This is a genomic window from Achromobacter sp. 01N37 (genome assembly GCF_056399725.1).
This window is the reverse complement of the sequence record NZ_JBFTRX010000010.1, coordinates 115,362-139,568: the sequence shown is the minus strand read 5'-3', so window position 1 is coordinate 139,568 and position 24,207 is coordinate 115,362. Positions and strand designations below refer to the sequence as shown.

The 24,207-nt window shown below is 65.3% G+C and carries 17 protein-coding genes and 1 pseudogene; 7 read left to right on the top strand and 11 right to left on the bottom strand.

Features of this window, described 5'->3' with window-relative positions; translation table 11 throughout:
• Positions 1-116 precede the first annotated feature (116 nt).
• The 3 genes from AC1DSJ_RS20715 to AC1DSJ_RS20705 all read right to left on the bottom strand — a co-directional run bounded on the left by AC1DSJ_RS20715 (position 117) and on the right by AC1DSJ_RS20705 (position 3,372).
• Complete coding sequence (locus AC1DSJ_RS20715; RefSeq protein WP_054427986.1) at positions 117-1,505, bottom strand: tripartite tricarboxylate transporter permease; 1,389 nt, start codon at positions 1,503-1,505, stop codon at positions 117-119.
• On the bottom strand, positions 1,502-1,993 hold the full coding sequence (locus AC1DSJ_RS20710) for a hypothetical protein (RefSeq protein ID WP_441372036.1): 492 nt from the start codon (positions 1,991-1,993) through the stop codon (positions 1,502-1,504). Before AC1DSJ_RS20710 ends, AC1DSJ_RS20715 begins: the two co-directional genes overlap by 4 nt.
• Positions 1,994-2,085: 92 nt before the next feature.
• A complete protein-coding gene (locus AC1DSJ_RS20705; protein WP_054428060.1) occupies positions 2,086-3,372 on the bottom strand; it encodes a hydroxymethylglutaryl-CoA reductase, degradative in 1,287 nt (428 codons plus the stop codon).
• Positions 3,373-3,526: 154 nt separating this feature from the next.
• Between AC1DSJ_RS20705 and AC1DSJ_RS20700 the strand changes: the two genes are divergently transcribed.
• Positions 3,527-4,954, top strand: coding sequence for an aminotransferase-like domain-containing protein (locus tag AC1DSJ_RS20700; RefSeq protein WP_441372035.1), 1,428 nt, complete (start codon positions 3,527-3,529; stop codon positions 4,952-4,954).
• Positions 4,955-5,022: 68 nt separating this feature from the next.
• On the opposite strand, the gene AC1DSJ_RS20695 is transcribed toward AC1DSJ_RS20700, so the two are convergent.
• The 5 genes and pseudogenes from AC1DSJ_RS20695 to AC1DSJ_RS20675 all read right to left on the bottom strand — a co-directional run bounded on the left by AC1DSJ_RS20695 (position 5,023) and on the right by AC1DSJ_RS20675 (position 9,878).
• A complete protein-coding gene (locus AC1DSJ_RS20695; protein WP_441372034.1) occupies positions 5,023-5,823 on the bottom strand; it encodes an anaerobic ribonucleoside-triphosphate reductase activating protein in 801 nt (266 codons plus the stop codon).
• Positions 5,789-5,974, bottom strand: a complete 186-nt coding sequence (gene nrdD / locus AC1DSJ_RS20690) for an anaerobic ribonucleoside-triphosphate reductase (protein ID WP_054427983.1) — start codon at positions 5,972-5,974, stop codon at positions 5,789-5,791. The genes AC1DSJ_RS20695 and nrdD overlap by 35 nt, the downstream gene beginning before the upstream one ends.
• Before the next feature lie 48 nt (positions 5,975-6,022).
• A pseudogene (locus AC1DSJ_RS20685) lies at positions 6,023-7,741 on the bottom strand (ribonucleoside triphosphate reductase); the annotation flags it as partial.
• Positions 7,742-7,920: 179 nt separating this feature from the next.
• Positions 7,921-8,271, bottom strand: a complete 351-nt coding sequence (locus AC1DSJ_RS20680) for a DUF3325 domain-containing protein (protein WP_054427981.1) — start codon at positions 8,269-8,271, stop codon at positions 7,921-7,923.
• The gene (locus AC1DSJ_RS20675) at positions 8,268-9,878 is read right to left on the bottom strand and encodes a PepSY-associated TM helix domain-containing protein (RefSeq protein ID WP_082387321.1); all 1,611 of its coding nucleotides are present in this window, start codon (positions 9,876-9,878) and stop codon (positions 8,268-8,270) included. Before AC1DSJ_RS20675 ends, AC1DSJ_RS20680 begins: the two co-directional genes overlap by 4 nt.
• A gap of 261 nt (positions 9,879-10,139) precedes the next feature.
• On the opposite strand from AC1DSJ_RS20675, the gene AC1DSJ_RS20670 reads away from it, so the two are divergent.
• From AC1DSJ_RS20670 to AC1DSJ_RS20650, 5 genes are all read left to right on the top strand, one after another.
• A complete protein-coding gene (locus AC1DSJ_RS20670; protein ID WP_054427979.1) occupies positions 10,140-10,754 on the top strand; it encodes a ferritin family protein in 615 nt (204 codons plus the stop codon).
• A gap of 9 nt (positions 10,755-10,763) precedes the next feature.
• Complete coding sequence (locus AC1DSJ_RS20665) at positions 10,764-13,166, top strand: catalase (RefSeq protein WP_054427978.1); 2,403 nt, start codon at positions 10,764-10,766, stop codon at positions 13,164-13,166.
• Positions 13,167-13,368: 202 nt separating this feature from the next.
• Positions 13,369-13,896 (top strand): sigma-70 family RNA polymerase sigma factor, encoded by a 528-nt coding sequence (locus AC1DSJ_RS20660; RefSeq protein ID WP_054428058.1) that lies wholly within the window; start codon positions 13,369-13,371, stop codon positions 13,894-13,896.
• Positions 13,897-13,902: 6 nt separating this feature from the next.
• Positions 13,903-14,868, top strand: a complete 966-nt coding sequence (locus AC1DSJ_RS20655; RefSeq protein ID WP_441372033.1) for a FecR domain-containing protein — start codon at positions 13,903-13,905, stop codon at positions 14,866-14,868.
• A 99-nt stretch (positions 14,869-14,967) separates the two neighbouring features.
• On the top strand, positions 14,968-17,424 hold the full coding sequence (locus tag AC1DSJ_RS20650) for a TonB-dependent siderophore receptor (RefSeq protein ID WP_441372032.1): 2,457 nt from the start codon (positions 14,968-14,970) through the stop codon (positions 17,422-17,424).
• 52 nt (positions 17,425-17,476) lie between these two features.
• Here AC1DSJ_RS20650 and AC1DSJ_RS20645 read toward each other — a convergent pair whose 3' ends face one another.
• Both AC1DSJ_RS20645 and AC1DSJ_RS20640 read right to left on the bottom strand, forming a co-directional pair.
• The gene (locus tag AC1DSJ_RS20645) at positions 17,477-18,457 is read right to left on the bottom strand and encodes a Bug family tripartite tricarboxylate transporter substrate binding protein (protein WP_175168548.1); all 981 of its coding nucleotides are present in this window, start codon (positions 18,455-18,457) and stop codon (positions 17,477-17,479) included.
• 42 nt (positions 18,458-18,499) lie between these two features.
• Positions 18,500-19,918, bottom strand: a complete 1,419-nt coding sequence (locus AC1DSJ_RS20640) for a M20 family metallopeptidase (RefSeq protein ID WP_054427974.1) — start codon at positions 19,916-19,918, stop codon at positions 18,500-18,502.
• A 112-nt stretch (positions 19,919-20,030) separates the two neighbouring features.
• Here AC1DSJ_RS20640 and AC1DSJ_RS20635 point away from each other — a divergent pair, with 112 nt between their 5' ends.
• Positions 20,031-20,963: a LysR family transcriptional regulator gene (locus AC1DSJ_RS20635; RefSeq protein ID WP_342065682.1), complete on the top strand. Its 933-nt coding sequence runs from the start codon at positions 20,031-20,033 to the stop codon at positions 20,961-20,963.
• Here the strand turns inward: AC1DSJ_RS20635 and AC1DSJ_RS20630 are convergent.
• The gene (locus AC1DSJ_RS20630) at positions 20,948-24,088 is read right to left on the bottom strand and encodes a CheR family methyltransferase (protein WP_441372031.1); all 3,141 of its coding nucleotides are present in this window, start codon (positions 24,086-24,088) and stop codon (positions 20,948-20,950) included. The two genes, AC1DSJ_RS20635 and AC1DSJ_RS20630, sit on opposite strands and share 16 nt — an antisense overlap.
• Positions 24,089-24,207: the final 119 nt, after the last annotated feature.

The following is a 24,207-nucleotide window of genomic DNA, read 5'->3' as shown; positions in this document are numbered from 1 at the left end:
GGCGAAAAAAGGGCCGCCCCGGCACAAGGGCAGCCCCGGCAAAAAGGGCCGCCCCGGCAAAAAAATGGGCCGCCCGATTCGCGGGCGGCCCTTGCATGCCAAGCGGGCGCAAACCGTCAGGCCATCAGCTTCACAATGGCCGGCACCGACAGCACCGCCGTGTAGTAGCCCATGAACTGCACGCCCGTGTTGAAGCCGAACAAGCGCGACAACAAGCCGCCGAACAGACCCATCGTCAGGATCACGAGCAGGCCCAGGAACTGGCCTTCCCAGATGCTGATCACGATGATCAGGCCGACGAACGTGGCGATGATGGCTTCGTGGCTGACCTTGCGCGACACGAACAACGCGGCGCGGCGTGCGAAGTTCATGGCGAAGGGGTAGGAAACCACCGCGGCCAGCAGCACCGCCAACATGCCGTAACCCAGGAATTCCCAGTGGTTCAGCAGGTTGTGCAGGTTGTGGGTTTCGCCGGTGGCGGCATCAACCGTAAAGCGCGGCGGCGCGTTGAACAGCGGTGCGGCGGGGCCGGCGGCCACGGGGCTGAGCGGCAGGCCGAATGCGATCAACGGGATGAGCGCTTCGGCGATGTACGTGGCTTCGGTGACGCCATTGCGCGCCGACAGCACCGTCGTCAGCCGGTGATACGCGTGCTTGATGCGCGAGCCCACCAGCTCGCCCAGCACTACCGTCATGGCGACGGGACTGAACACGAAGGTGGCGCTGGAGATGGCGGCGGTGGCCAGCGTCCAGCGGGTCTGCGTGCGGTCCATGACCTTCAGCGGGTTCGGGAAATAGCCCGACCAGCCCTTGACGTCGGGCGCCAGCGAGAACGTGCGGACCTTTTCGCGCATCATCTTCGCGCGGCCCATGGGCGAGATCACGGTGAACAGATCGGCAATCAGCGGCCCGATGGCGATGCCCAGGAAGTAGCTGATGCTGAGCTTGACGCCGTACTTGGCGGTCAGGCTTTGCAGCGCGATGATCACCACCACGAACGGCACCAGCAGCGCCACGGCGGCCCAGCGTCCTGCGGAAAAGTAGGCGATCAACACGGCGGCGGCCAGGAAAATCCACGGCGCAGACTTGGTGATGGCCGCGCCAAACGGCGCCAGCAGCACGGCGAACAGCACGGCCAGCGGCACCGCGACAAAGGCGGCGACGATGGCGCCCGACACCATCTTGCGCAGCGCGATGTGCGGCACGCCCAGCTTGCGCAACATATTCGCGTCTTGCAGCAAGGGGGTGGCCAGCGTGTCGCCGGGAATGCCGAGCAAGGCCGTTGGCACCGCGTGCGTCATGTGTTTGGCGACGGCGCCCGCCAAGAAGAACGTGAATACGCCGGCGGGCGGCACGCCCAGCAGCACGACCAGCAAGGTCAGCGGCGCAAGCGTGGTGGTTTCATCGGTGCCGGACACCAGGCCAATGGCGGCGAACACCACGGCGCCCAGCAGGCCCATGGCGGCGGCCACCATGATTTGTTCAAGCAGGATCGGGTCGCTCATGCCAGCGCCTCCTTGGATGCGCCTTTCGGCAGAGTGTTGGCGGTGGCGGTGGCCGAGTCAGCCGCTTTTGCCGCAGGCTCGGTGAACAGGTCGTACAGATCCAGTTCCTTCAGTTCACGCACCACGGCTTCCGGCAGGTCCGCCAAGGTGCCCAAACCGCCAGGTTGCTCGGCCAATTCAGCCAGCACTTCGGCGCGCCAGGCCGGGTCATGCGTGGACGTGTGTTCGATGACTTCGCGTTTGGGCGGGAACAGGCGCGCGCAGATCACGCCTGCAATCACGCAGCCTGCCAGCCCGGCCAGCATCGCGTAGGCGTGCGCCAGTTCCGGCGACGCCACCATGCCGCGCAACCAGCGGCTGGCGGCGTAGAAGCCCGCCACGCTGATGGTGATGCCGATGCCGATGGCCCAGGCCAGCTGGCGCAGGTCTACGGTGTCGCTCCATACCTCGGCCAGGCGCCAGGACGGCGCCGGGGATTTTGGTTCCATGTCTCTCTCCGTTGGGTTGGGCGGCGCCGGCGTTACCGTGCGCCGCCTCTGTTCTTATGGGGGCATGCTGGGTGGCCTGTGCTGGCCGGGCGTTATCGCTTGCGCAATTCCTCCAGCAAGGCCAGCGCGCGGTCGGTGCGCACGTCCTTTTCTTCGGCCATGCGTTTGGCGACGGCATCAATCTCGGCGCCCACGGCGCCTGCCACCAGCGCAATGTTGCGGGCGTGCAGCGCCATGTGGCCGCGTTGGATGCCTTCGGTGGCCAGGGCGCGCAGCGCGCCCAGATTCTGCGCCAAGCCGACCGCCACCGCCACTTCGCCCAGCTCTTGGGCGGAGCGCACGTCCATGATCTTCAAGGCCACGCGCGCCAGCGGATGCGTTTTGGTGGCGCCGCCCACCAGGCCCACGGGCATGGGCATTTCGATGGTGCCAACCAGCGCGCCCGACGTGTCCTTTTCCCATTGCGTCAGCGACGTGTAGCGGCCCGAGCGGGCGGCGTAGGCGTGCGCGCCGGCTTCCACCGCGCGCCAGTCATTGCCGGTGGCGACGATGACCGGGTCGATGCCGTTCATGATGCCTTTGTTGTGCGTCGCGGCGCGGTAGGGGTCGACGGCGGCGAAGGTGTAGGCGTCCAGCACGCCTTCGATGATCTCGGCGCCGCTGCGCTCCTTGGTGTCCAGCACTTGCGGGGTCAGGCGCACGCGGGCGCGCGCCAGCCGCAGGTCGGCCAGGTTGGACAGGATGCGCAGGCGCACCGAGCCGCCCGTAATGGTTTCGACCAGCGGCGCCACGGCCTCGGCCATGGTGTTGACGGTGTTGGCGCCCATGGCGTCGCGCACGTCCACGATCAGGTGCATCACGATCATCGGGCCGCGCGGCGTGTCGGGGAACACGTGGACCTCGATGTCCTGGCAGCCACCGCCCAGTTCAATCAGCACTTTGTCGCGGCTGTTGGCCAGCGTCACGATGCGCTCGCGTTCGCGCAGCARCGCCAGCCGTGCGCCTTGCGGGTCGGTCAGGCCCAGCACTTGCACCTGGGCGCGCATCAGCGGCCGGGTGCTCGACGTTTCAAAGCCGCCGCATTCGCGCGCCAGCTTGGCCATGTACGACGCCGCGGCCACGACCGACGGTTCTTCCACCGCCATCGGCACCAGCACATCGCGGCCATTGACCTGGAAGTTGCCGGCCACGCCCAGCGGCAGCTCGAATGCGCCGATGACGTTTTCGATCATGCCATCGGCGCGGTCCAGGCCCAGCGCGCCGGGGTGGGCCAGCAGTTGCCGTTCTTCGGGGGTGAGCGAGGCGGCGTCCGCAATGGCGGCCAGGCGTTGCGCAGGGGTCAGCGCGCGGAAATTGGGCAGGCGTGAATCGGCCACGATGGCAGGTCTCCGTATAAGAATGTGTGGCCAGATTCTAGGTAAACTGTACCGCCATTGAGAGGTACAGTTTTGGCAAACAGTACCATCGCACTGCACCAATTTTTACGCCCTGGCCGTCATGCGCGACGACGGCCCATCACGCAGAACACTCGGCATGGACGACCTTAAACACCCCGGCAATTCGGGCCCACGGCCGCGTGCGGCCCCCATCGCGGAAAGCCTGGCCAAGCTGATTGGCCAGCAAATCGCCGACGGCGTTTACCGGCCGGGCGACAAGCTGCCTTCGTTGCGCGAACTGTCCCAGTTGCATCGCTACGCCAAGAACACGGTGGTGGTGGCGTTTGAAATGCTGGTGGCGCGCGGGCTGGTGGAACCCCGCCGGGGTTCCGGCTTCTTCGTGCTGGATGGCGACTTTGCGCGCAAGGCGGCCGACGAAGAGCCCGGCCAACTGAGCCGCGCCATGGACATCGTCTGGCTGATGCGCGAACAGCTCAAGACGCAGCCCGACGCCGTGCAGGCGGGCGATGGCTTTCCGCCCGTGGAATGGCTGGCCGACATGCGCATGGACCGCTATCACCAGAAGGTGGTGCGTACCGGGTTGGGCGCCTTGTTCCGCTACGGCAGCCGTTTTGGCTACGCGCCGCTGCGCGAAAGCCTGGTGCGCAAGCTGGGCGATGTGGGCGTGAACGTGGCGCCGCGCCAACTGGTGCTGACGCATGGCGCGAACGAAGCCATGGACTTGGTGATTCGCTATTTCGTGCCGCCGGGCGCAACCGTGCTGGTCGACAACCCCGGCTACTACCCGCTGTTTGGCAAGCTGAAGCTGGCGGGCGTGCGCATGCTGGGCGTGCCGCGCTTATCAGATGGCCCTGACGTAGCCGCGCTGGAAGCCTTGTTGCAGCGCGAGAAACCGCGCTTGTTTTTCACGCAGTCGTTGGCGCACAACCCGACGGGGTCGGATATCTCGCTGGCGAAGGCGTACAAGGTCTTGCAGCTGTCCGAACGCTACAACCTGATGATCGTGGAAAACGATGCGCTGGCGGATTTCAAACCGACGTCTGCCGTGCGGCTGTCGGCGTTGGACCAGCTGGAACGCACGATCTATATCGGCAGTTTTTCAAAATCGTTTTCAGCCGCGCTGCGCGTGGGGTTCATTGCGTGCAACGCCGCGTTGGCCAGTGACCTGGCCGACTTGAAGGCGTTGGTGCACGTCAGCAGTTCGGAATATTGCGAACGCATGGTGGACGTGATGCTGCGCGACGGCCATTACGAGCGTCATCTGGCGCGGCTGCGCCAACGCCTGGAAGCCGCCACGGGCCACGCCTTGCAGGTGCTGGACTCGCTGGGCGCCGAGGTGTTTGCGCGGCCAACCAGTTCGATGTACCTGTGGACGGCGTTTCCGGGCGTGCCAGATTCGCTGACGCTGGCGGCCGAGCTGATGCCGAAGAAGGTCATCATGGCGCCGGGGCGCGTGTTCAGCGTGGACCCGACCGCCGTGTCGCCCTGGTCGCGCTGCAACGTGGGGGCGATCGGGTCGCCGCGTTTCAAAGAGACGCTGGAAGCGGCCCTGGCACGCCGATGAAGCGGCACATTGAAGCGGCACATTGAAGCGGCACAGTGAAGCGGCGTTGAAGTAACCATCAGGGCGCGCTAGCGATACGCAAACTCCTTGAACCACTGCGCCATCTGCGCTTGCGCCTGGGTGCCCAGCGCGCGGCCCGGCGGCGTGCCGGGTGAGCTGCGCGCGCCTTGCACGGCAAAGCGCTTGACGCCACGGCGCGCGAGTTCGCGGGCCAAGCCCAGCAGCCGCGTTTCGCTCAACCAGTCTGGATGCCAGGTGATGCGGCATTCGAAATCCGTACCGGCCGACAGCAGCTGCGTCAGGCAGGCGAGCGCGGGGCGTTGGGAATCCCGGCGCCCCGTGATGTCGTCATAGCCTTCTGCATCGGCCTTGATGTCCAGCCCCACCCAATCCAGATGGCGCAGCACGTCGGCCAGCCGCAGCGGATAAATGCCCGCCGTGTGCAGCCCGACCCGATACCCCATGCACCGCACATCACGGATCAGTGACGGCAGGCGCGGCTCGCTCAGCGGCTCACCGCCCGAGAACACCACGGCATCCAATAAGCCGCGCCGTGTCTCCAGAAAGGCCCGGGTCTCGCGCCAGTCGTAACGGGCGGTGCGCGTTTGCAGTTCGGTGTTGTGGCAGTAGTGGCATCGCCACGGGCAGCCAGAGATGAAGACGACGGCGGCTAACTGGCCAGGCCAGTCCACCGTGGAAAAAGGAACCAGCCCGCCGATGGCCGGCGAATGCCGGGGCAGGGGCTGGGCAACAGGCTGGGGCGGCGCGGCGTAGGCCGGCCTTGCGGCCAGCCTGCGCGTCCCGGCTTCAGCATTTGCGTGCAGGGGTGCGCCTTCAGGCGCGCTGCTCGACGAAGAAGCGGCGTTCATTGAATTCGCCTTGTTTGCCGGTGTTGAAGGAAGAAACGGGGCGGTGGTAACCCATCACGCGGGTCCAGACTTCGCAGCGCACGCGCTGGCTGTCGTCTAGTTGCGGGGCGGGGGCGGCGATGGCCGCGACGGGGTCCGTCAAGGTTTGCATGGAGTGGCTCCTGAAAAGGCCGGGCTTGTGCCCGGCGGTGGGCGCGCGCTAGGCCGGGGCGCAGCACGCGGTTTGCTTGGCCAAAAGTTCGGCGTCGCATTTGGGGCAGAACTCGTGGTGCCCGGCCAGATAGCCGTGGTTCGGGCAGATCGAAAACGTGGGCGTGACCGTGATGTAGGGCAGCCGGAAGTTAGTCAGGGCGCGCCGCACCAGCTGCTTGCACGCGTCGGCTGATGACACGGCTTCGTTCATGTACAGATGCAGCACGGTGCCGCCCGTGTACTTGCTTTGCAGCGTTTCCTGCAATGCCAGCGCATGGAAGGGGTCGTCGGTATGGCCCACCGGCAACTGGCTGGAATTCGTGTAGTAGGGCTGCGCGTCGCTGCCCGCTTGCAGAATGCCGGGAAAGCGCTTTCGGTCTTCGCGCGCGAAACGGTACGTGGTGCCTTCGGCGGGCGTGGCTTCCAGGTTGTAGAGGTGGCCCGTCTGCTCCTGGAATTCCGTCATGCGGTCGCGCACGCGGTCCAGCAGCCGCACGGCCAGCGCATGGCCGGCGGGCGTGGTGACGTCGTCGGCATCGTGGGTAAAGTTGCGGATCATCTCGTTGATGCCGTTCACGCCCAGCGTGCTGAAGTGATTGCGCAGCGTGCCCAGATAGCGGCGCGTGTAGGGGTAGAGGCCCTGGTCGATGTAGCGCTGCACCACCTGGCGTTTGGTTTCCAGCACGTCGCGGCCCAGCCCCAACAGCGTGTCAAGACGCGCCATCAGCCGGGCTTCATCCCCTTGGCACGTGTAGCCCAGCCGCGCGCAGTTCACCGTGACCACGCCGACCGACCCGGTCTGCTCGGCCGACCCGAACAGGCCGTTGCCGCGCTTGAGCAGTTCGCGCAGGTCCAGTTGCAGGCGGCAGCACATGGAACGCACCATGTGCGGTTCCAGATCCGAATTCAGGAAGTTCTGAAAGTAGGGCAGGCCGTAGCGCGCCGTCATCTCGAACAGGCGGTCGGTGTTGGGATGGTCCCAATTGAAATCCGGCGTGATGTTGTAGGTGGGAATGGGGAAGGTGAACACACGCCCTTTGGCGTCGCCGGCCATCATCACTTCAATGTAGGCCCGGTTGATCATGTCCATTTCGGCTTGCAGGTCGCCGTAGGCAAACGGCATTTCTTCGCCGCCCACATAAGGCACCTGTTCCTTCAAGTCAGCCGGGCAGGTCCAGTCGAACGTCAGGTTGGTGAAGGGCGTTTGCGTGCCCCAGCGGCTGGGCACGTTCAGGTTGAAGATCAGTTCCTGCATGGCCTGCTTCACGTCCGCGTACGTCATGGCGTCGCGGCGGATGAAGGGCGCCATGTAGGTGTCGAACGAGCTGAAGGCTTGCGCGCCCGCCCATTCGTTTTGCAGCGTGCCCAGGAAGTTGACGATCTGGCCAATGGCCGACGACATGTGTTTGGGCGGCGTGGATTCCACCTTGCCGGGAATGCCGTTGAAGCCTTCGGTGAGCAACTGGCGCAACGACCAGCCGGCGCAGTAGCCGCTGAGCATGTCCAGGTCATGGATATGGATGTCGCCGTCGCGGTGCGCCTGGCCCGCTTCGGGCGTAAAGACGTTCGACAGCCAGTAGTTCGCAGTGACTTTGCCCGCCACGTTCAGGATCAGGCCGCCCAGGCTGTAGCCCTGATTCGCGTTGGCGTTGACGCGCCAGTCGCGCTGGTCCAGGTATTCCTCCATGGCGCTTTCCACGTCCACCAGTGTGTGGGGCAGTGAGCGGTTGAGGATGTGTGGGATAGGCATTTCGACACCATATGTTGTGGGGTGTGAAAACTCTACCACCACATATGGTGCTGTCAGCGTGCCGGTGGCACGCGATATCAGCCGAGTTTGATGCGGGTCAAACCGGCTGAGCCGGCCTGCGCAAAACCGGGTTCAGGGCGCGTCGCCCCGCCCGATCAAAATCCGATGGTGACGCCTGCCAGCGAGATCGCCACCGCCAAGGCGGCGGTGCCGGCGGCGGGGCGGGGCGCCCACGACAACATGCCCACCCACATCAGCGCGCCGGCCGACAGCCAGCCCAGCCACGCCACAACGCCTACCGTGTTGCCCCACAGGCCCACGCAAGGCAGAAGCGCCAGCGCCAGCAGCAGCACGCCGGCCCCGCGCAGCACGCGCGTGTGGCCGGCGGAGGGGTCGCGGCCCCAGACCTGGTCGTAATGGCGCGGCATGGCCAGGCTCAGGCAGGCCATGCCGGAGTAGGTCAGCAGCAATGCCATCACAATGGCGAATACGTCGTTCATGGTCATGCCGCTGCCTCTTGGTTCGCGCGGGGGGTGCGCTGGGCGGGCGCGGACTGAGGCTTCTTCCACAAACGGATCGCCGCCCAGGCGGATAGTACGCCAAAGGCGACAGCGGTCAATTCGACGCCCGCGCTTTCCCAATCGCCACGCGCGATCTGCGCAAAGGGGTGATCGCCCAGCGTCACCAAGGACAGCACCGGCAGCAGCAGGCACAGCGCGGCCAACAGGCCCAGTTGCGTGATCCAGGCCACGCGCGGGCGGCACAGCCAGGCGTGCGCCAGCATCAACGCCCACAAGCCAAAGAAGCAACGCAATTCCCAGAGCGCGCGGTTTTCCAACGCTACCGGCAGCAGCCGGTTGGCCCAGAAGAAACCGATACAGGCCACCGCCAGACCGGCCAGCCCCGCCACGTTCAAGCCTTCGAACAGGCGGTACATGCGCGCCGTGGCCGCGCCGAATTCATGGCCCAGCTTGGCGCGCCGCTTCACCATGAACAGCACTGCGCCTGTGCCCATCATCGCCGCGCCCGCCAGCCCGCACAGGAAGTACAGCCACTTGACGCCGAAGCCGCCGAACTGCGCCATGTGCAGGTCGCCCATCACCTGGCGCGTCAAGGTGGCTGCGCCGCCATTGACGCCGCCCGGCGGGCGCATGCGAATCAGCTCGCCCGTGGCGGCCGAAAATTCGGCCATGCCAGTTGTGGCGCTGATGTTGTGGAAGGTGTCTTGGTCTTCGTTCCAGCCATAGACGGCGATGCGCATGGCGGCGTCTTCGGGGTTGTTGATGACGATGGCGCGCGCGGTTTGGCCGATCATTTTTTCAGCCTGGGCCACGAGGGGTTCCAGCGCAGGCACCGCCAGCGGCTGGCCGGTGCGGGCGGGCTTTTCCTCGCCCTGCATTTCGGCCAGGTACAGGCGGGTGGCCTCCATGCCGCCGCCGTAGTTCGCCACCACAGGGGCGGGCATTAGCTGGGCGCTGGAGATCACGATGCCGGTGTACGCAATCATGAACTGAAAGGGCAGCGTCAACACGGCCACCGCATTGTGCGCGTCCAGCCAAGACCGCTGGCCCTTCTTCGCGCGAAAGGTGAAGAAGTCCTTGAAGATGCGCTTGTGGGTGACGATGCCCGAGATCAGCGCCACCAGCATCGCCATCGTGGCGAACGCCACGATCCACAAGCCATAACGGCTTTCGTGCAGCATGTAGTGGAAGTTCACGAAGTGCGTGCCGCCCATCGTGGCGCGGGCTTCGTCGTCGTGATGATCGTCAAGCTCCGCGCCCGTGACGGGGTCCAGCTCGGCGTCGGCGTACATGCCATTTTTGTCGAACCAATACACCGACAAGCCGTTGTCGTGCCCACGATTGACGGGCCAGACCTCCCACATGCCGGCGCCCGCGTGGTGGCGCTGCATGTAATCGACGGCAAGGTCCAGGCGGCGCGCGCGGTCCACGGGCGCGCTTTCCTGTTGCGCGGCCAAGGCTTCGGCCGCGTGGTGCTCGGGCGTCATCCAGTGGGTGATGGGTTCAGCGAAGATCGCCAGCGACCCCGTGAGGAACACCGTGTACAGCAGCCAGGAAAACCACAGGCCGGCCCAGGTGTGCAACCAGGCCATGGATAGGCGGAAACCGGATTTCAGAAAAGGCCTCTTTTGTTGGCGCCGCCGCGAGCCGGTCAGCGTTGAGTTTTTATTGAGAATGGTTCCGATTCTAGTCGAAATGGGGTCAGCGTTGCGATGCTAAGCATCGTCGTGCGGCGTAAATCCGGCGGCCCGTGGCGCGGCTGGGCATGGCGATTGCTGGGGTGGCGGGTTCTACCGAGCGGCTGCCCACGCAGCGCGGCGGCAGTGGAGCACGCGATAGAACGAGGAGCCCCCATGAAATCCAAAGCCGGAAAATCCAAGCAGATCCACGAACTGCTCTATCAGGCGATCGAGACCGAGATCGGTGGCCTGTCGATCTACGAAACCGCGTTGTCCTGTGCGGTCAACGCAGACTTGAAGCAAGAGTGGAAGGAATACCTGGAAGAAACGCGCACGCACCACCGTGTGCTTTTGACCGTATTTGAACAACTGGGACTTGACCCCGCGGCGGCGTCGCCGGGCAGGGACGTGGTGCGTCACCTGGGCGATTCGCTGGTCAAGGCCATGAAGATGGCGATACACGCAGGCGACGCCGACGCCGCGCAGCTGGTCGCGACCGAATGCGTGGTGCTGGCCGAAACCAAGGACCACGCCAACTGGGCGCTGATCGGGCTGATTGCCGATCAGCAAACGGGCCGTGAAGCCAAGATTTTGAAGCAGGCCTATGACGCCGTTGCCGTCGATGAAGACCACCACCTGTATCACACGCAGGGCTGGTCGCGGGAACTATGGATTGAGTCGCTGGGCCTGCCCGCCGTGCTGCCACCGCCCGAAGAGGTGAAGCAGGTGGAGAGCGCCATCGGTGCATCGCGAGCCGAGCAATCGCGCGAAAAAATGTTGAACCACTAGGAGATCTCCATGGCAAGCAAGAAACCCGAGAACAAAGGCGCGGCAGGAAAAGGCGCATCTGGCGCGCTGGACACCGCCTATATGAATAGCGACAGCGGCCCCGCTGCCGGCCCGGCTGGCAAGCCCAGCCACCCCGCGTTGAAACGCGCGGCCGCCGTGGGCGCCACCGCAGGCGCCATCCCGCACAACGCCAACAAGGCCGCCGAATACGGCGACGAGGCCGCGCGTTGCCCCTACACCGGTACGCACGTGCCGGCTGCTGACGCTTCCGTGGGCGCCAGTTCCTTGTCGGAAAGCGAGGCGTCCGGCAAAACCGTTGATGCGGCGGCGCCCGGTGTCAACGCCGTAGACGGCCGCTTGTCGCGCGTGCGGTCGGACGCCAGCGACCAACGGCTGACTACCAACCAGGGCGTACCCATCAGCGATAACCAGCATTCGCTCAAAGCGGGCTTGCGCGGGCCGGCGCTGCTGAAAGATTTCATCCTGCGGGAAAAGATTACGCACTTCGACCACGAGCGCATTCCCGAGCGCATCGTGCACGCGCGGGGTTCTGCCGCGCATGGCTATTTCGAATGTTATGAACCGCTGACCGACCTGACCGCCGCCTCGCTCTTTGCCGAGAAGGGCAAGCGCACGCCGGTTTTCGTCCGCTTCTCAACGGTGGCAGGCGAACGCGGGTCGAAGGACACGGCGCGCGACGTGCGCGGCTTTGCCGTGAAGTTCTACACCGACGAGGGCAACTGGGATCTGGTGGGCAACAACATCCCCGTCTTCTTCATCCAGGACGCGATGAAGTTTCCCGACCTGGTGCACGCGGTGAAGGCCGAGCCGCACCATGGCATGCCGCAGGCGGCGTCGGCGCACGATACGTTCTGGGACTTCGTGTCGCTGATGCCGGAATCCACGCACATGCTGATGTGGGTGATGTCTGATCGCGGCATTCCGCGCAGCTACCGCATGATGCAGGGCTTTGGGGTCCATACCTTCCGCTTCGTCAACGCGCAGGGCGAATCGCGGCTGGTGAAGTTCCATTGGAACCCGGTGCTGGGCACGCATTCGCAAGTGTGGGACGAGGCCGTCAAGGTGTCGGGGGCCGACCCCGACTTCCACCGCCGCGACCTCTGGGAAGCCATCGACGGCGGCAACGGCCCCGAATGGGAGCTGGGCGTGCAGGTCTTCACCGAGGAAGAGGCGGCGAAATTCAGCTTCGACGTGCTGGACGCCACCAAGATCGTGCCTGAAGAGCTGGTGCCGGTGCGGCCCATCGGCCGCATGGTGCTGGACCGCAACCCCGACAATTTCTTCGCCGAGACCGAGCAGGTGGCGTTCTGTACCGCGCACGTCGTGCCGGGCCTGGACTTCACGAACGACCCGCTGCTGGCCGGGCGCATCCATTCGTATGTGGACACGCAGATTTCGCGGCTGGGCGGCCCGAATTTTCACGAGATTCCCATCAACGCGCCGCTGGCGCCGGTGCACAACAACCAGCGCGACGGCATGCATCGCCAGGCCATCCACCGTGGCCGCGTGTCATATGAGCCCAATTCGCTGGGGGGCGGCTGCCCGTTCCAGGCGGGCATGGACGGCTTTGTCTCGTTCCCCGAACCTGAAACCGGCGACGAGCTGCGCGGCCATCCCGAGAAATTCGCCGAGCATTACAACCAGGCCACGCTGTTCTTCAACAGCCAGACGGACTGGGAACAGCGCCACATCATCAACGCGTTTGCTTTTGAATTGAGCAAGCTGACGGTGCCGGCCATCCGGCAGCGCATGGTGGCGTCGCTGCGCAACGTGTCGGACGACTTGGCGCAGGCCGTGGCCGACCAGTTGGGCATGCCTTTGCCCGAGCCCTTGCCCCGTGCGATGCCAAAGCCGCCCAAGCCCGAAGTGGAAACGTCCCCGACGTTATCGCTGACGGCCAGGCCGGGGGACGGCGGCGTGGCCACGCGCAAGGTCGCCATCCTGGTGGCCGAAGGCGTAGATGGCCAGGCGGTGTCGGCCGTGGCGCAAACGCTGATCAAGGCAGGCGTGGTGGTGCGGCTGGTGGGGCAGCGTATCGGGCCGCTGCAAGCCGAAGACGGCAGCGCGCTGGACGCCGATGCTTCGCTGGACAATCACCCGTCGGGCCTGTTCGACGGCGCGGTGGTGCCGGGGGGCGACGCGGCAGCGAAGCGTTTGCAGGCCGACGGCCGTGCGCTGGAGTTCCTGCGCGACGCCTTCCGCCATGGCAAGACCTTGTTGGGCCTGGGGCAGGGCGCGCAGGTGTTCGGGGCGGCAGGCATTGCCCCGGACGAAGGCGATGGCGGCCTGTTGATGGGAGGCGGCGCGCCGGCAAAGAGCGCGGCGGCGTTCATCGAGGCGCTGGCCAAGCACCGGCATCCTGAACGCGAGACGACGCCGCCCGCGGTATAGGGCGCAACGCCGGCGTGCCGTGGCGGGCGCCACGGCACGCGCGGTATCGGCTGCCACGGCAAGCGCTCGGTATGAGCCGGTACGCCAGGCGTACCGGCGGGAAAGGGAGATGGCGGGCGGAGGTGATTCTCCATTGCCCGCCATCATCAATAATGATTACAATTCCCATTTCCAAAATTCAGAAAGCGGTCGCGCTACGTCCATGTCGTCATCGGAATCCCTGGAGCACCGGGAGCTCGGTTTGCTCTATCGCGACCATCATGGCTGGCTGCGCGGCTGGCTGCTGCGTCGCCTGAGCGTGCCGGCCGAAGCGGCTGACCTGGCGCAAGACACATTTCTGCGCCTGCTGGCATCGCCTGCGTCGCTGGCGCAGCTGCAAGGCGTGCGCCAGCCGCGCAGTTTTCTGGCGACGGTGGCGCAACGCACGCTGGTGGATCACATCCGCCGTCAGGTGCTTGAGCGCGCGTGGCTGGAAACGCTGGCCCAGCAGCCTGAAGCCACCGCCATGTCTCCCGAGACGCAGGCCATTCTGCTGGAAACCATCCGCGAAATAGACGCCATGCTGCATGGGCTGGGCGACAAGGTGCGGCGCGCGTTCCTGATGTCTCAGTTGGAAGGGGCAAGCTATGCCGATATCGCCGCCCAACTGGGCGTGACGGTCAGCTCCGTTAAAAAATACATGGCGCGCGCGACGGAGCATTGCCTCGTCTACGCGTTGGAAAGGCACTAGGCGGCCATGGCGAACCCGGCTATCTCCGCCGCCGCGCAATGGTATGCGCGCCTGTGCGCAGACGACGTCAGCGCGGCCGATGTGGCGGCGCACCGCCGTTGGCTGGCCGCCGACCCCGAACACGCGCGCGTCTGGCGTCAGGTTGAACATCTGCGCGGCACGCTGGGCGCGGCGCCTGCGCGGCTGGCGGCCGACACGCTTAGCCGCGCTGACCGTCACTTTGCCCACCGCCGCGCGGCATTGCGCAAGGGCTTGGGCGCGGTGGCGCTGCTGGGCGCGGGCGGCGTGCTGGCGTGGCGCACGATGCCCGTCGAGCGGCTATGGGCCAACTACTTGGCCGACTACCGCATGGGCGCAGGCGAGCGCCGCGAACTGTTGCTGGCCGATGGCACGCAGCTGTGGCTGGACAGCGCCAGCGCGGTGGACGTGGCCATCGACGCGCGCGGCCGTCACATTACCGTTCACGCGGGCGAAATTTTGATCGATACCGAACACGCCGCGCGCGGCTTGCCGCCGCTGCGAGTGACTACGTTGCACGGCACGGTACGCCCGTTGGGCACCCGCTTCACCGTCAACCGCCAGGACGCCGCGACGCAAGTCGCGGTGCTGCGACACGCCGTGGTGCTGGAACCCGCCGCAGGCGGCGCGCCGCTGACGTTGAACGCGGGCGAACAAGGCCTGCTGGAACCGGCAGGTGCCCACTTTGCGGGCGCCATCACCGGCGAACCCGACGCCTGGACGCGCGGCCTGCTCATCGTCGACAACTGGCGCCTGGACGACTTCGTCAGCCATCTTGACCGCTACCGCCCCGGCCGCTTGAGCTGTGATGCCGCGGTCGCGGCGCTGCGCGTGTCGGGCGCCTTTCCCATTGATGACACCGACCATGCCCTGGCCGCCGTGGAACGCGCGCTGCCGGTGCGCGTATCGCGCTTCACCCGCTACTACACGCGGGTCGTGGCGCGCGGTGGCTAATTGATTTTCATTTTTTTCTTCAGGCATTGTCCTTTTTCCGATCTCGTCCGACTTAGCAGGGAATACGTCGGATTTGATTCACGGAAAACCTGAGCACTTATGCCTTTCACCCCACACTCCCATTGCCCTCCGGGCGCGTTGGCGCCGATTGCGCGCGCCGTGTTCGTTGCGCTGATGGCGCTGTCCGCCGCGCCGCAGGCGCTTGCGCAACCCGCGCAACCCGCGCCCGCGGCAGACGCCGCGCGCCGCTTTGAAGTGCCGGCCGGCCCGCTGGGCCTGGCGCTTAGCCGCTTTGCGGCGCAGGCCGGCGTGGTGCTGTCGTTTGACGCGCAACTCACGCAGGGCAAGCAAAGCCCCGGCCTGCTAGGTGATTACGGCGTGGCCTCGGGTCTGGCGGCGATGCTGTCTGGCACGGGCCTGGAAGCCGTCAGCCAGGGCGGCAACAATTACGGCTTGCGCGTTGCGGGCGCGCAGACGCTGGCGCCGGTTGAAGTGCTGGGCTCGCGCGAACCCGGCCCCAGCGAAGGCACGGACTCGTACACGGTGGGCTTGTCGACCACGGCCACCAAGCTGCCGATGACGCTGCGCGAGACGCCGCAATCGGTATCGGTGATGACGCGCCAGCGCATTACGGACCAAGGGCTGAATACGCTGGAAGACGTTATCGCCAACACGCCTGGTCTGACGTTCAAGAAAAAAGGCTCGGCCGACGACAACGAAAAGGGCTTGTACGCGCGCGGCATGGAAGTCACCAACATGCAGGTGGACGGCGTGCCTACCCATAAGGACTTCAATGCCCTGGGCCTGGACACCGCGCTGTATGACCGCATTGAAGTCGTGCGCGGCTCGACCGGCCTGCTAAGCGGCGCGGGCAATCCGGCGGCGTCGATCAACCTGGTGCGCAAGCGGCCCACGCGGGAATTCGAGGCCGGTGTGGGCGTTGCCGTGGGCTCTTGGGACTACAAGCGCACCGAGTTCGATCTGGGCAGCCCGCTGGACGAGTCGGGCAAGTTGCGCGGCCGGCTGGTCGGCGCGTGGCAGGAAGGCGGTTCGTTCATCGACCGCGTGAAGCAAGACTCGCAAATGCTGTACGGCGTGGTCGAAGCGGATCTGGCCGAACGCACCATGCTGACGCTGGGCGCGGAATACCAGCGCAAGAAGTGCACGGCGTGCTCGTACTTCGGCTTTCCCAGCGTCTACGCCGATGGCACCGAAACCGATTTCCCGCAGCGCTTCAATTCGGCCACCAACTGGAGCCGCCAGGAACGCACTCGCTACAACGTGTTCGCCACGCTGGACCATGAATTTGCGCCACTGTGGAAGGGCTCGCTGACCGTGTCGCGCACCAGCGACGACAACGACCGCACCTACGGCTGGTTCAGCAGCAACGGCTGGGCCAACCCGGAAACAGGGCAGGGCGCATCCGTGTGGGTGGCCAAGTGGCCCATCCCCAAAACCCAGAACGCCGTGGACGCGAGTTTGACGGGCGCATTCGACGCCTTTGGCCGTCAGCACGATCTGGTGGTGGGCGTGAACGCGTCGCGCACCCGGGGTGACTACGACATGTACCCCTTGTGGACGGCGCCGGGCTACAACCCGGCCATTCCCGATATTCGCCAGTGGAACGGCGACATGCCCGAACCCGATTGGCAAACCACGGGCAAGCGCTACTACACCGAGAAGCAGTCGTCGATTTACGGCGCGCTGCGCCTGCGCCCGACGGATGCCTTGTCGCTGGTGCTGGGCTCGCGCGTCACCTGGTGGGACCAGCAAGCGTCCTACGCCTATAACGACGGCTCGTCTTACCCGGACGACATGCGCGAACAAGGCGTCTATACGCCGTACGCCGGCGTGGTTTACGACCTGAGCCGCGACGTCTCCGTCTACGCCAGCTACACCAGCATCTTCCAGCCGCAACAGGCGCAGACCGTGTCAGGCAGCGTGCTGGCGCCCATCAAGGGCAACACGGTGGAAGTCGGGGTGAAGTCGGCCTTCATGGATGGCCGCTTGAATGGCTCGTTGGCCTTGTTCCGCACGCGTCAAGACAACTACGCCATGCTGGACGGCGACATGCTGGCGCCCAATGGCGACAACGCCTACGTGGCGGCGGACGGCGCCGAGATGCGCGGCGTGGAAGCCGAGCTCAGCGGCGAGCTGACGCCGGGCTGGCAGATGCAGCTGTCCTACGCGTATGTGGACCGCCGCCTGCCCCAAGGCTTCATCACGCAAGTGGGTTTGCCGCGCCATGGCGTGAAGCTCTACACCACGTACCGGCTGCCGGGCGACCTGAGCGCGCTGACCGTGGGCGGCGGCGTGCGCTGGGAAAGCGGCAGCAGCTATGCCGCGCGCGGGCCGGGCCGGGTGATGTATGAATCGTCGCAAAGCAGCTATGCGCTGGTGGACCTGATGGCGCGCTACCAGTTCAACCGCCAATGGTCGGCCACGCTGAACCTGAACAACGTGCTGGACAAGAAGTACTACGCCAGCACGAACGTCTACAGCAATTACTACGGCGCGCCGTTCTCCGCCATGCTGGGCGTGAGCTACAAGTATTGATCGGCAAAACGCCGGGGCGGACGCCGCCCCGGCGGTTGAATCGAACTTAGCTTCAATCCAGCTTGATGTCGGCCCGCTTGGCCACGTCGCCGAAGGTGCGCAGTTCTTTTGCGATCTGCGCCTGGAACGCCTGGCCCGGCAGGAACACGGGCTCCAGCGCCAGGTCGGTGACCGCCTTGCGCACTTGCGGGTCTTGCATGATTTTTTCGACCGCGCGGTTCAGCGTGTCGACGACCGGCGCGGGCGTGCGGGCAGGTGCCGCCAGCGCGTACCAGCCCACGAAAGACACTTCGGGAATGCCGGCTTCGGCAAAGGTCGGCACGTCGGGCAGTTGCGGCACGCGATGCTCGCCGGTAACGGCCAGCGCGCGCACCTTGCCGGCGCGCACTTGCGGCGCGGCGGACGACACGGTGTCGACGCCCAGCGCCACCTCGCCGCCGATCATCGCGGTGATGAGCTGCGCGCTGCCCTTGTAAGGCACCGGCATCATCTTCGCGCCCACGGCTTCGGCAAACATTTCACCGGCCAGGTGCGGCGCGGAACCCGGGCCGAACGTGCCGTACATCAGCCCGCCCTTGTCACTTTGCTGTTTGGCCAGCGTGGCGGCTTGCTGCACGGTGGTGGCCGCCAGGCCGTTCTGCGCCAGCAGCACCACGGGCGCCATGGCGACGATGGCGATGTGTTCGTAGCTGTGCATCGGGTCGTAGGGCAGGGACGCCTTCAGCGCCGGCAGCACGGTGTACGTGGTGCTGCCCGACAGCAGCAGCGTGTAGCCATCAGGCTGGGCGCGCGCCACGGCATCCGCGCCGATCACGGTAGACGCGCCCGGGCGGTTCTCGACGATGACCGATTGCCCCAGGCTGCCCGACAGCTTGTTGGCCAGCAAGCGAGCCACGGCGTCGGTCGCGCCGCCCGGGGTGAACGGCACAACGATCTTGATCGGCTGTTCAGGGTAGGCGGCGTGCGCATCGCCCGCATACGCGGCAACGGCAAGGTTGAACGCCATCACGGCGGCACAAAATCTAGCGGTCATTGCAACGCTCTCGGTCAGTCAGGGGAAATCGGATCAAGCAATTCAGGCGGCAGCGCGGGCAGGCTGGGCGGATGCGCACAGGGTGGAGCCCTGCTCGCCCAAGTCCCAGAACAAGCCGGCCATGATGGCCAGCCCTTCACGCGCCACGCTGCCCAGCAAATGTTCGTTGGGCGCATGCTGTGCGCAGGCCGGGTACGAATGCGGCACCCACAAGGTGGGCAAGCCCAGTTGGTCGGCAAAAATATCATTGGGCAGCGAGCCGCCCAGATTGGGCAGCAGCGCGGGCCGCTTGCCGGTTGTGCGTTCCAGCGACGTGGCCGCCCAGCGCACCCAGGCGTTGTCGGGCGACAGGCGGGTCGCGCCCGCCTGCATGCCGATGCGCACTTGCACGTCTTCAAAGCCGCCTTGGCGCAGGTGTTCGCGCACATGGGTTTCCAGCGCGCGCCAGTCGGTGCCGACCACAAAGCGCAGTTGGCACCAGGCCACGGCTTCGGGCGGAATGGCGTTGACGGGTTTGGCGGGGTCGCCCGCGCCGAAAGTCAGCACGTCCAGGCTGTTCCAGCCGAAAACTTTTTCGGGTGCGGACAGGCCCGGCTCGCCCCACCACGCATTGATCTCGGGGTCGTCCGCGCCGCCGCCCACTTCCAGGTCGGCCAGCGCGCCGGCAACGGCGCCGGGAATGGGGGGCGGGCGCAAGCCGGGAACGGTGATCCGGCCATTCGCGTCCACCAAGGTGCCGATGGCGTGCATCAGGATGATGGCCGGGTTGGCCAGCAGGCCGCCCCAGTTGCCGGAGTGATAGCCGCGTTCTCGTGCACGCAGCTTCAATTCAAAATTCACCGCACCGCGTGACCCCATGAACAGGGTGGGGCGTTCGGCGTTCAGGCGCGGGCCGTCGCTGGCAATGAACACATCGGCGGCCAGGGCGTCGCGCTGCGCCTCGCAAAAGGCGGCAAGGCCGGGCGAGCCGGCTTCTTCACCGGTTTCGATCAGCCACGTGGTGTTAAAGCCCAGCTTGCCGTCGCGCGCCGCAATCACTTGGCGCATGGCTTCCAGGTTGATCGTGTGCTGGCCCTTGTTGTCGGCCGTACCGCGGCCGTACCAGCGGTCGCCTTCGACTTGCAAGCGCCACGGGTCGCGCCCGGCTTCCCATTTGGCGGCGTTGCCGCGCACGACGTCGCCGTGGCCGTACATCAGCACGGTCGGCAGGCCGGCGGCCTCAACGCGGCGCGCCACCAGGATGGGCAAGTCAACGCCCGCAGGGTTGGCATGCACCTCACAGGAAAAGCCCAGTTCGGTCAGCAGCGGGATCAGGTCTTCATTCAGATAGGCATGCTGCGCCGGGGCCTGTTCGGGCACTTCGCTTTCCGTGGCGTAAGCCACCCGTCGCGTCAGCGCGGCGAGCAGCGCGCCGTTGTCATAGGCTTGTACGGCTTGAAGGACGGCTTGTTCGCGATTCACTGCGGCTCTCTGGATAGCAAAAGATGCACAAAGTTATTACGCTTCACGACATGCCACAATTAGATAATTAGCATCTTTGCATTGCCTTTAAGGCATATCTTTAGGAGGCGTGATGATTTCTTTGGCCTTGAGGTACTTCCTGGAGGTAGCGCGCTGCGGCTCCATCGCGGGCGCGGCCAGCGCGCAGCACGTGGCGGCGTCCGCCGTCAGCCGGCAGATCGCCAAGCTGGAAGACAGCCTGGGCATCGTGCTGTTTGAACGCCAGGCGCGCGGCATGGAACTCAGCGAAGCCGGCCGGCAACTGGCGGCTTACGCGAACGCGGCGGCGCTGGAGGCCGACCGCGTCACCACGCAGATCCGGCAGCGCGGACATCTGGGCGACGTCACCATCCGGCTGGCCTGCACGGAAGGGTTCGCCCATCGCTTTCTGCCGCTGAGCATGGCGGAATTCAAGCGCGTGCGGCCCGAGGCGCGCTTTCATTTACATGTGGACCGCCCGGAAGAGGTGACGCGGCACATCCTGGAAGGCCTGTCGCAGATCGCGTTGCGCTACACCACGGCGCAAGATGACCGCCTGAAAACCGAGCTGCTGACGCGCGCACCCGTCTACGCGGTCATGTGCCGCAACCATCCCTTGGCGGGCCGGCGCAGCATCAACATGCGCGAGCTGTCGGAATACCCTTTGTCGGTGGGCGACCACGGCACGACGGTGCGGCAGCTTTTCGATTCGGCCTGTGCGAACGCGGGCCTGCATATCGAACCCGCGTATGTGTCGAACCATTCGGCCGCGTTTCTGCCGATGTTGCCGGGCAGCCGGATCGTGGCGCTATCGGGCTACCTGACGCTGCTGGGTCACGGCGGCGGAGAAAAGCTCGCAGGCGTGCCGTTCACAAACCCAGAGATGCGGCAGCGTAGCATTCAGATGCTGACCTTGCAGGGCAGAACACTGCCCACGCTGGCGCGGGAGTTCATGGCCTTCATGGCGGAGCGCCTGACGGCGGCGCCCCGCTCGCCCGAGGTGGCTGACGCTCAAGGCTGGGCGTGATCAGCGGCATCATCACAGGCTTCCAGCGGCATGTCGATCCGGCAAGTGATGCCATCCTGCCGGAATTCCATTGATGTTTTGGCGCGCAGCGTAAACGCCAGCGCCTGTTCGATGAGCTCCCGGCCATATCCGCGGCGGGTGGCGTCGGGGGGCTCGGGCAAACCGGATTCCGTCCACACAAGAATCAGGTGATCTTTATCCTTGTCGCCGTGCTCGGTGCGCCATTTGACGTCCAGCTTGCCCGATTCATAGCGCAGCGCGCCGTATTTGATGGCGTTGGTGGCCAGCTCGTGCACGGCCAGCGCCAGGGTCTGGATACGTTCAGGGCTGATATGCACCGCGGGCCCGCTCGTCGTGATCTGACGTTCGTTGCCCAGCGCATCAAGTTCGCGGCGCAACACACCGCCGAACTCGATCTTTTCGCCATTGGATTCGCTGAGCAGGCCCTGCACGCGGCCAAGCGCCGCCAGCCGGGTGTCGAATCGCTGGAAGGGTTCGCCTTCGCCCAGCGTGCGCCGCGCCACGCTTTGCACCAGCGCCAGCAGATTGCGCGTGCGGTGTTGAAGTTCCGAGATCAGTACGCGGTGGCGTCGTTCGGCCCGGGTGATGAGGGTGATGTCGATAAAGGTCACGACCACGCCGTCGACCTGGCTGTCGCTGCTGCGGTACGGCACCAGGCGCAGCAGATAGTGTTTGCCGTCCAGGGTGCCGGCGATGCGGCGTTCGATGGGCTTGTAGTGGGTGTAAACCTGGGCGATATCGTTGGCGAACGAAGGCAGGTCAAAGCGGCTGGCCAGGTCGGTGATCGGGCGGCCGCAGTCGGTGGGCAGGATGTTGAAGACATCGCCCATGGCCGGCGTGAAACTACGGATGATCAGGTCGCGGTCCAGGAACAGGGTCGCGATGGCCGTGCTTTCAAACAGGTTGTGCAGGTCGCTGTTGCTGCGGTCCAGTTCGTCGACCTTGCCGTGCAGCTCGGCGTTGACCGTGTGCAGCTCTTCATTGAGCGATACCAGTTCTTCCTTGGAGGCTTCCAGTTCTTCATTGGTGGACTGGAATTCCTCGTTCACGGACACCAGCTCTTCGTTGGACGACTTCAATTCCTCAAGCGCGGTTTCGTACTCTTCGATCATGGACTGCAACCGTTCGCGGGTGTCGCGCAGTTCCAGCTCAATCTGCTTGGCCGCGCCTTCCTGCGTGAATTGGGTCTGCGCAGCGGCGGCGTCGGGGGGCAGCGACGGCCCTTGATCGGTAAACAGAATCAGGAAGAGCGATTCGCCTTCCTTGTGGTCGGCCAGCGGCTCCACGGTCAACGTCACCTGCTGGACGCGGCCGTCTTCGCCCTCGACGGAAACGTTTTCACGAATGGCCGTCAAGCCGGAGTCGGCGGCTTCAGTCAATAGTGTGCGCAGGTCCAGACGCAGCCCCTTGCGCGCCAAAGTCAGCACCTGGCGCGTAGGCACGCCGGCCGCCGCCTCAAGGTATTTGCCGGTGCGCCCTGAGTAATAAACGATGTCACCGCTGCTATCCACCAGAACATGCGGCGGGGCATGCCGCGCCAGCACCTGGCTGTCCACCGAGTGGCGCAACGCGGATGCCGCCGTCGACGTGCGGCGGTGGCCAGCTGGAGGCGGGTCCGATTTATGCATGGAGGGCAGCGCCATAAAAGGTCGGGGCGGAGCGCCGATATCGGGTCGGCGCTGAAAAATCCGGTGCTTCTTGTCTGCGGGTGAGAACAGGTCGCTGAATTGCGTGACATTTTCCGACATGCCCAGGAATAAATAACCGCCCGGACGCAGGGAATAATGGAATGTCGGAATGACCTGCTTTTGAATGCCCGCGCCGAAATAGATCAGCAGGTTGCGGCACGACACCAGGTCGATGCGGGAAAAGGGCGGATCGCGCAGCACGTTATGCGGCGAAAAAATGCAGAGATCGCGTATTTGCTTGCTGACGACGAATGAGTCGCCGTCGGCGATGAAAAAGCGGCGGCGCCGTTCAGGCGACACGTCTTCAAGCAGCGCCCCGGGGTAGCGCGCGGCGCGGGCAACGGCCAGCGCCCGGTCGTCAATATCGGTGGCAAAGAGTTGCACGCGTGGCACGACGGCCAGGGTGTCCATGTGCTCGCGCAACAAGATGGCCAGGGAATAGACCTCTTCGCCCGTCGCGCAACCCGGCACCCAGACGCGCACCGTTTCCGTGGCGCCCCGGCCATCCAGCAATTGAGGAATGACCAGATTCTGCAACGCATTGAAGGCGTCGGCATCGCGAAAGAAGTTGGTCACGCTGATCAGCAAGTCGCGAAACAGGGCGCCCGATTCTTGCGGTTCTTGCTTCAGGAAATCGATATACGCGCTGATCGTCGGCACCTGATTGACGTTCATGCGCCGTTGCACCCGGCGCATGAACGTCTTGCTCTTGTAGCCGCTGAAATCGTGGCCGATGCGCGTGCGCAACAAGCCATAGATTTCGTTCTTGGCGGCTTCGAGCTGCACGCGCTCCTGGCCTTGGGCGTCATCGCCGTTCAGGTCATCAAGATGGCTCAACCCTGCCGCGAAGGTGATCAGCTTGGCGCCCATTTGATCGGCGGGAACGATGAAGTCCACCATGCCCGATGCAATGGCGCTGCCCGGCATTTCCGGGCTGCTGGGGCCGAAGCCGTCGGGCGCTTGCGCGAGCGTCAAGCCGCCGTGTTCCTTGATCGTCTTGATGCCAAGGGTGCCGTCCGAATCGCCGCCCGAGAGGACGACGCCTGCGGCGAAGTCGCCGATGTCCAGCGCCAGCGATGAAAAAAACAGGTCGATCGGGCGGGGGCCACGTTGCTCGGGCATGCGTTTGCGCAGCCGCAGGCGGCCTTCATGAATCGACATGACGGCATCGGCGGGCAGCACGTACACGTTATTGACCATCACCGGCATGTCTTGCTCGGCGGTTTGCACGGTCATTGCCGTGTATCGCTGAATGACTTCCGGCAGATGGCTTTCGCGCGTGGGACTCAGGTGGGTCAGCACCACAAAAGCCAGCCCGGGCTCGGGAGGCACGCCGCGGAAGAACCCTTCAAGCGCTTCGATACCGCCGGCGGATGCGCCAATACCCACAATGGGAAATTCCGTCTGGAGAATCATGGTCTCTTTGGCCTTGTGGACCAGGCAAACAGCATATTAGGCATCGGTGAATCTGGGTCGGTGAAACAACGCGCTGTTCAATGGTCTCAAAGAAAGGGCTGACAGCGCGGCGCGTGCAT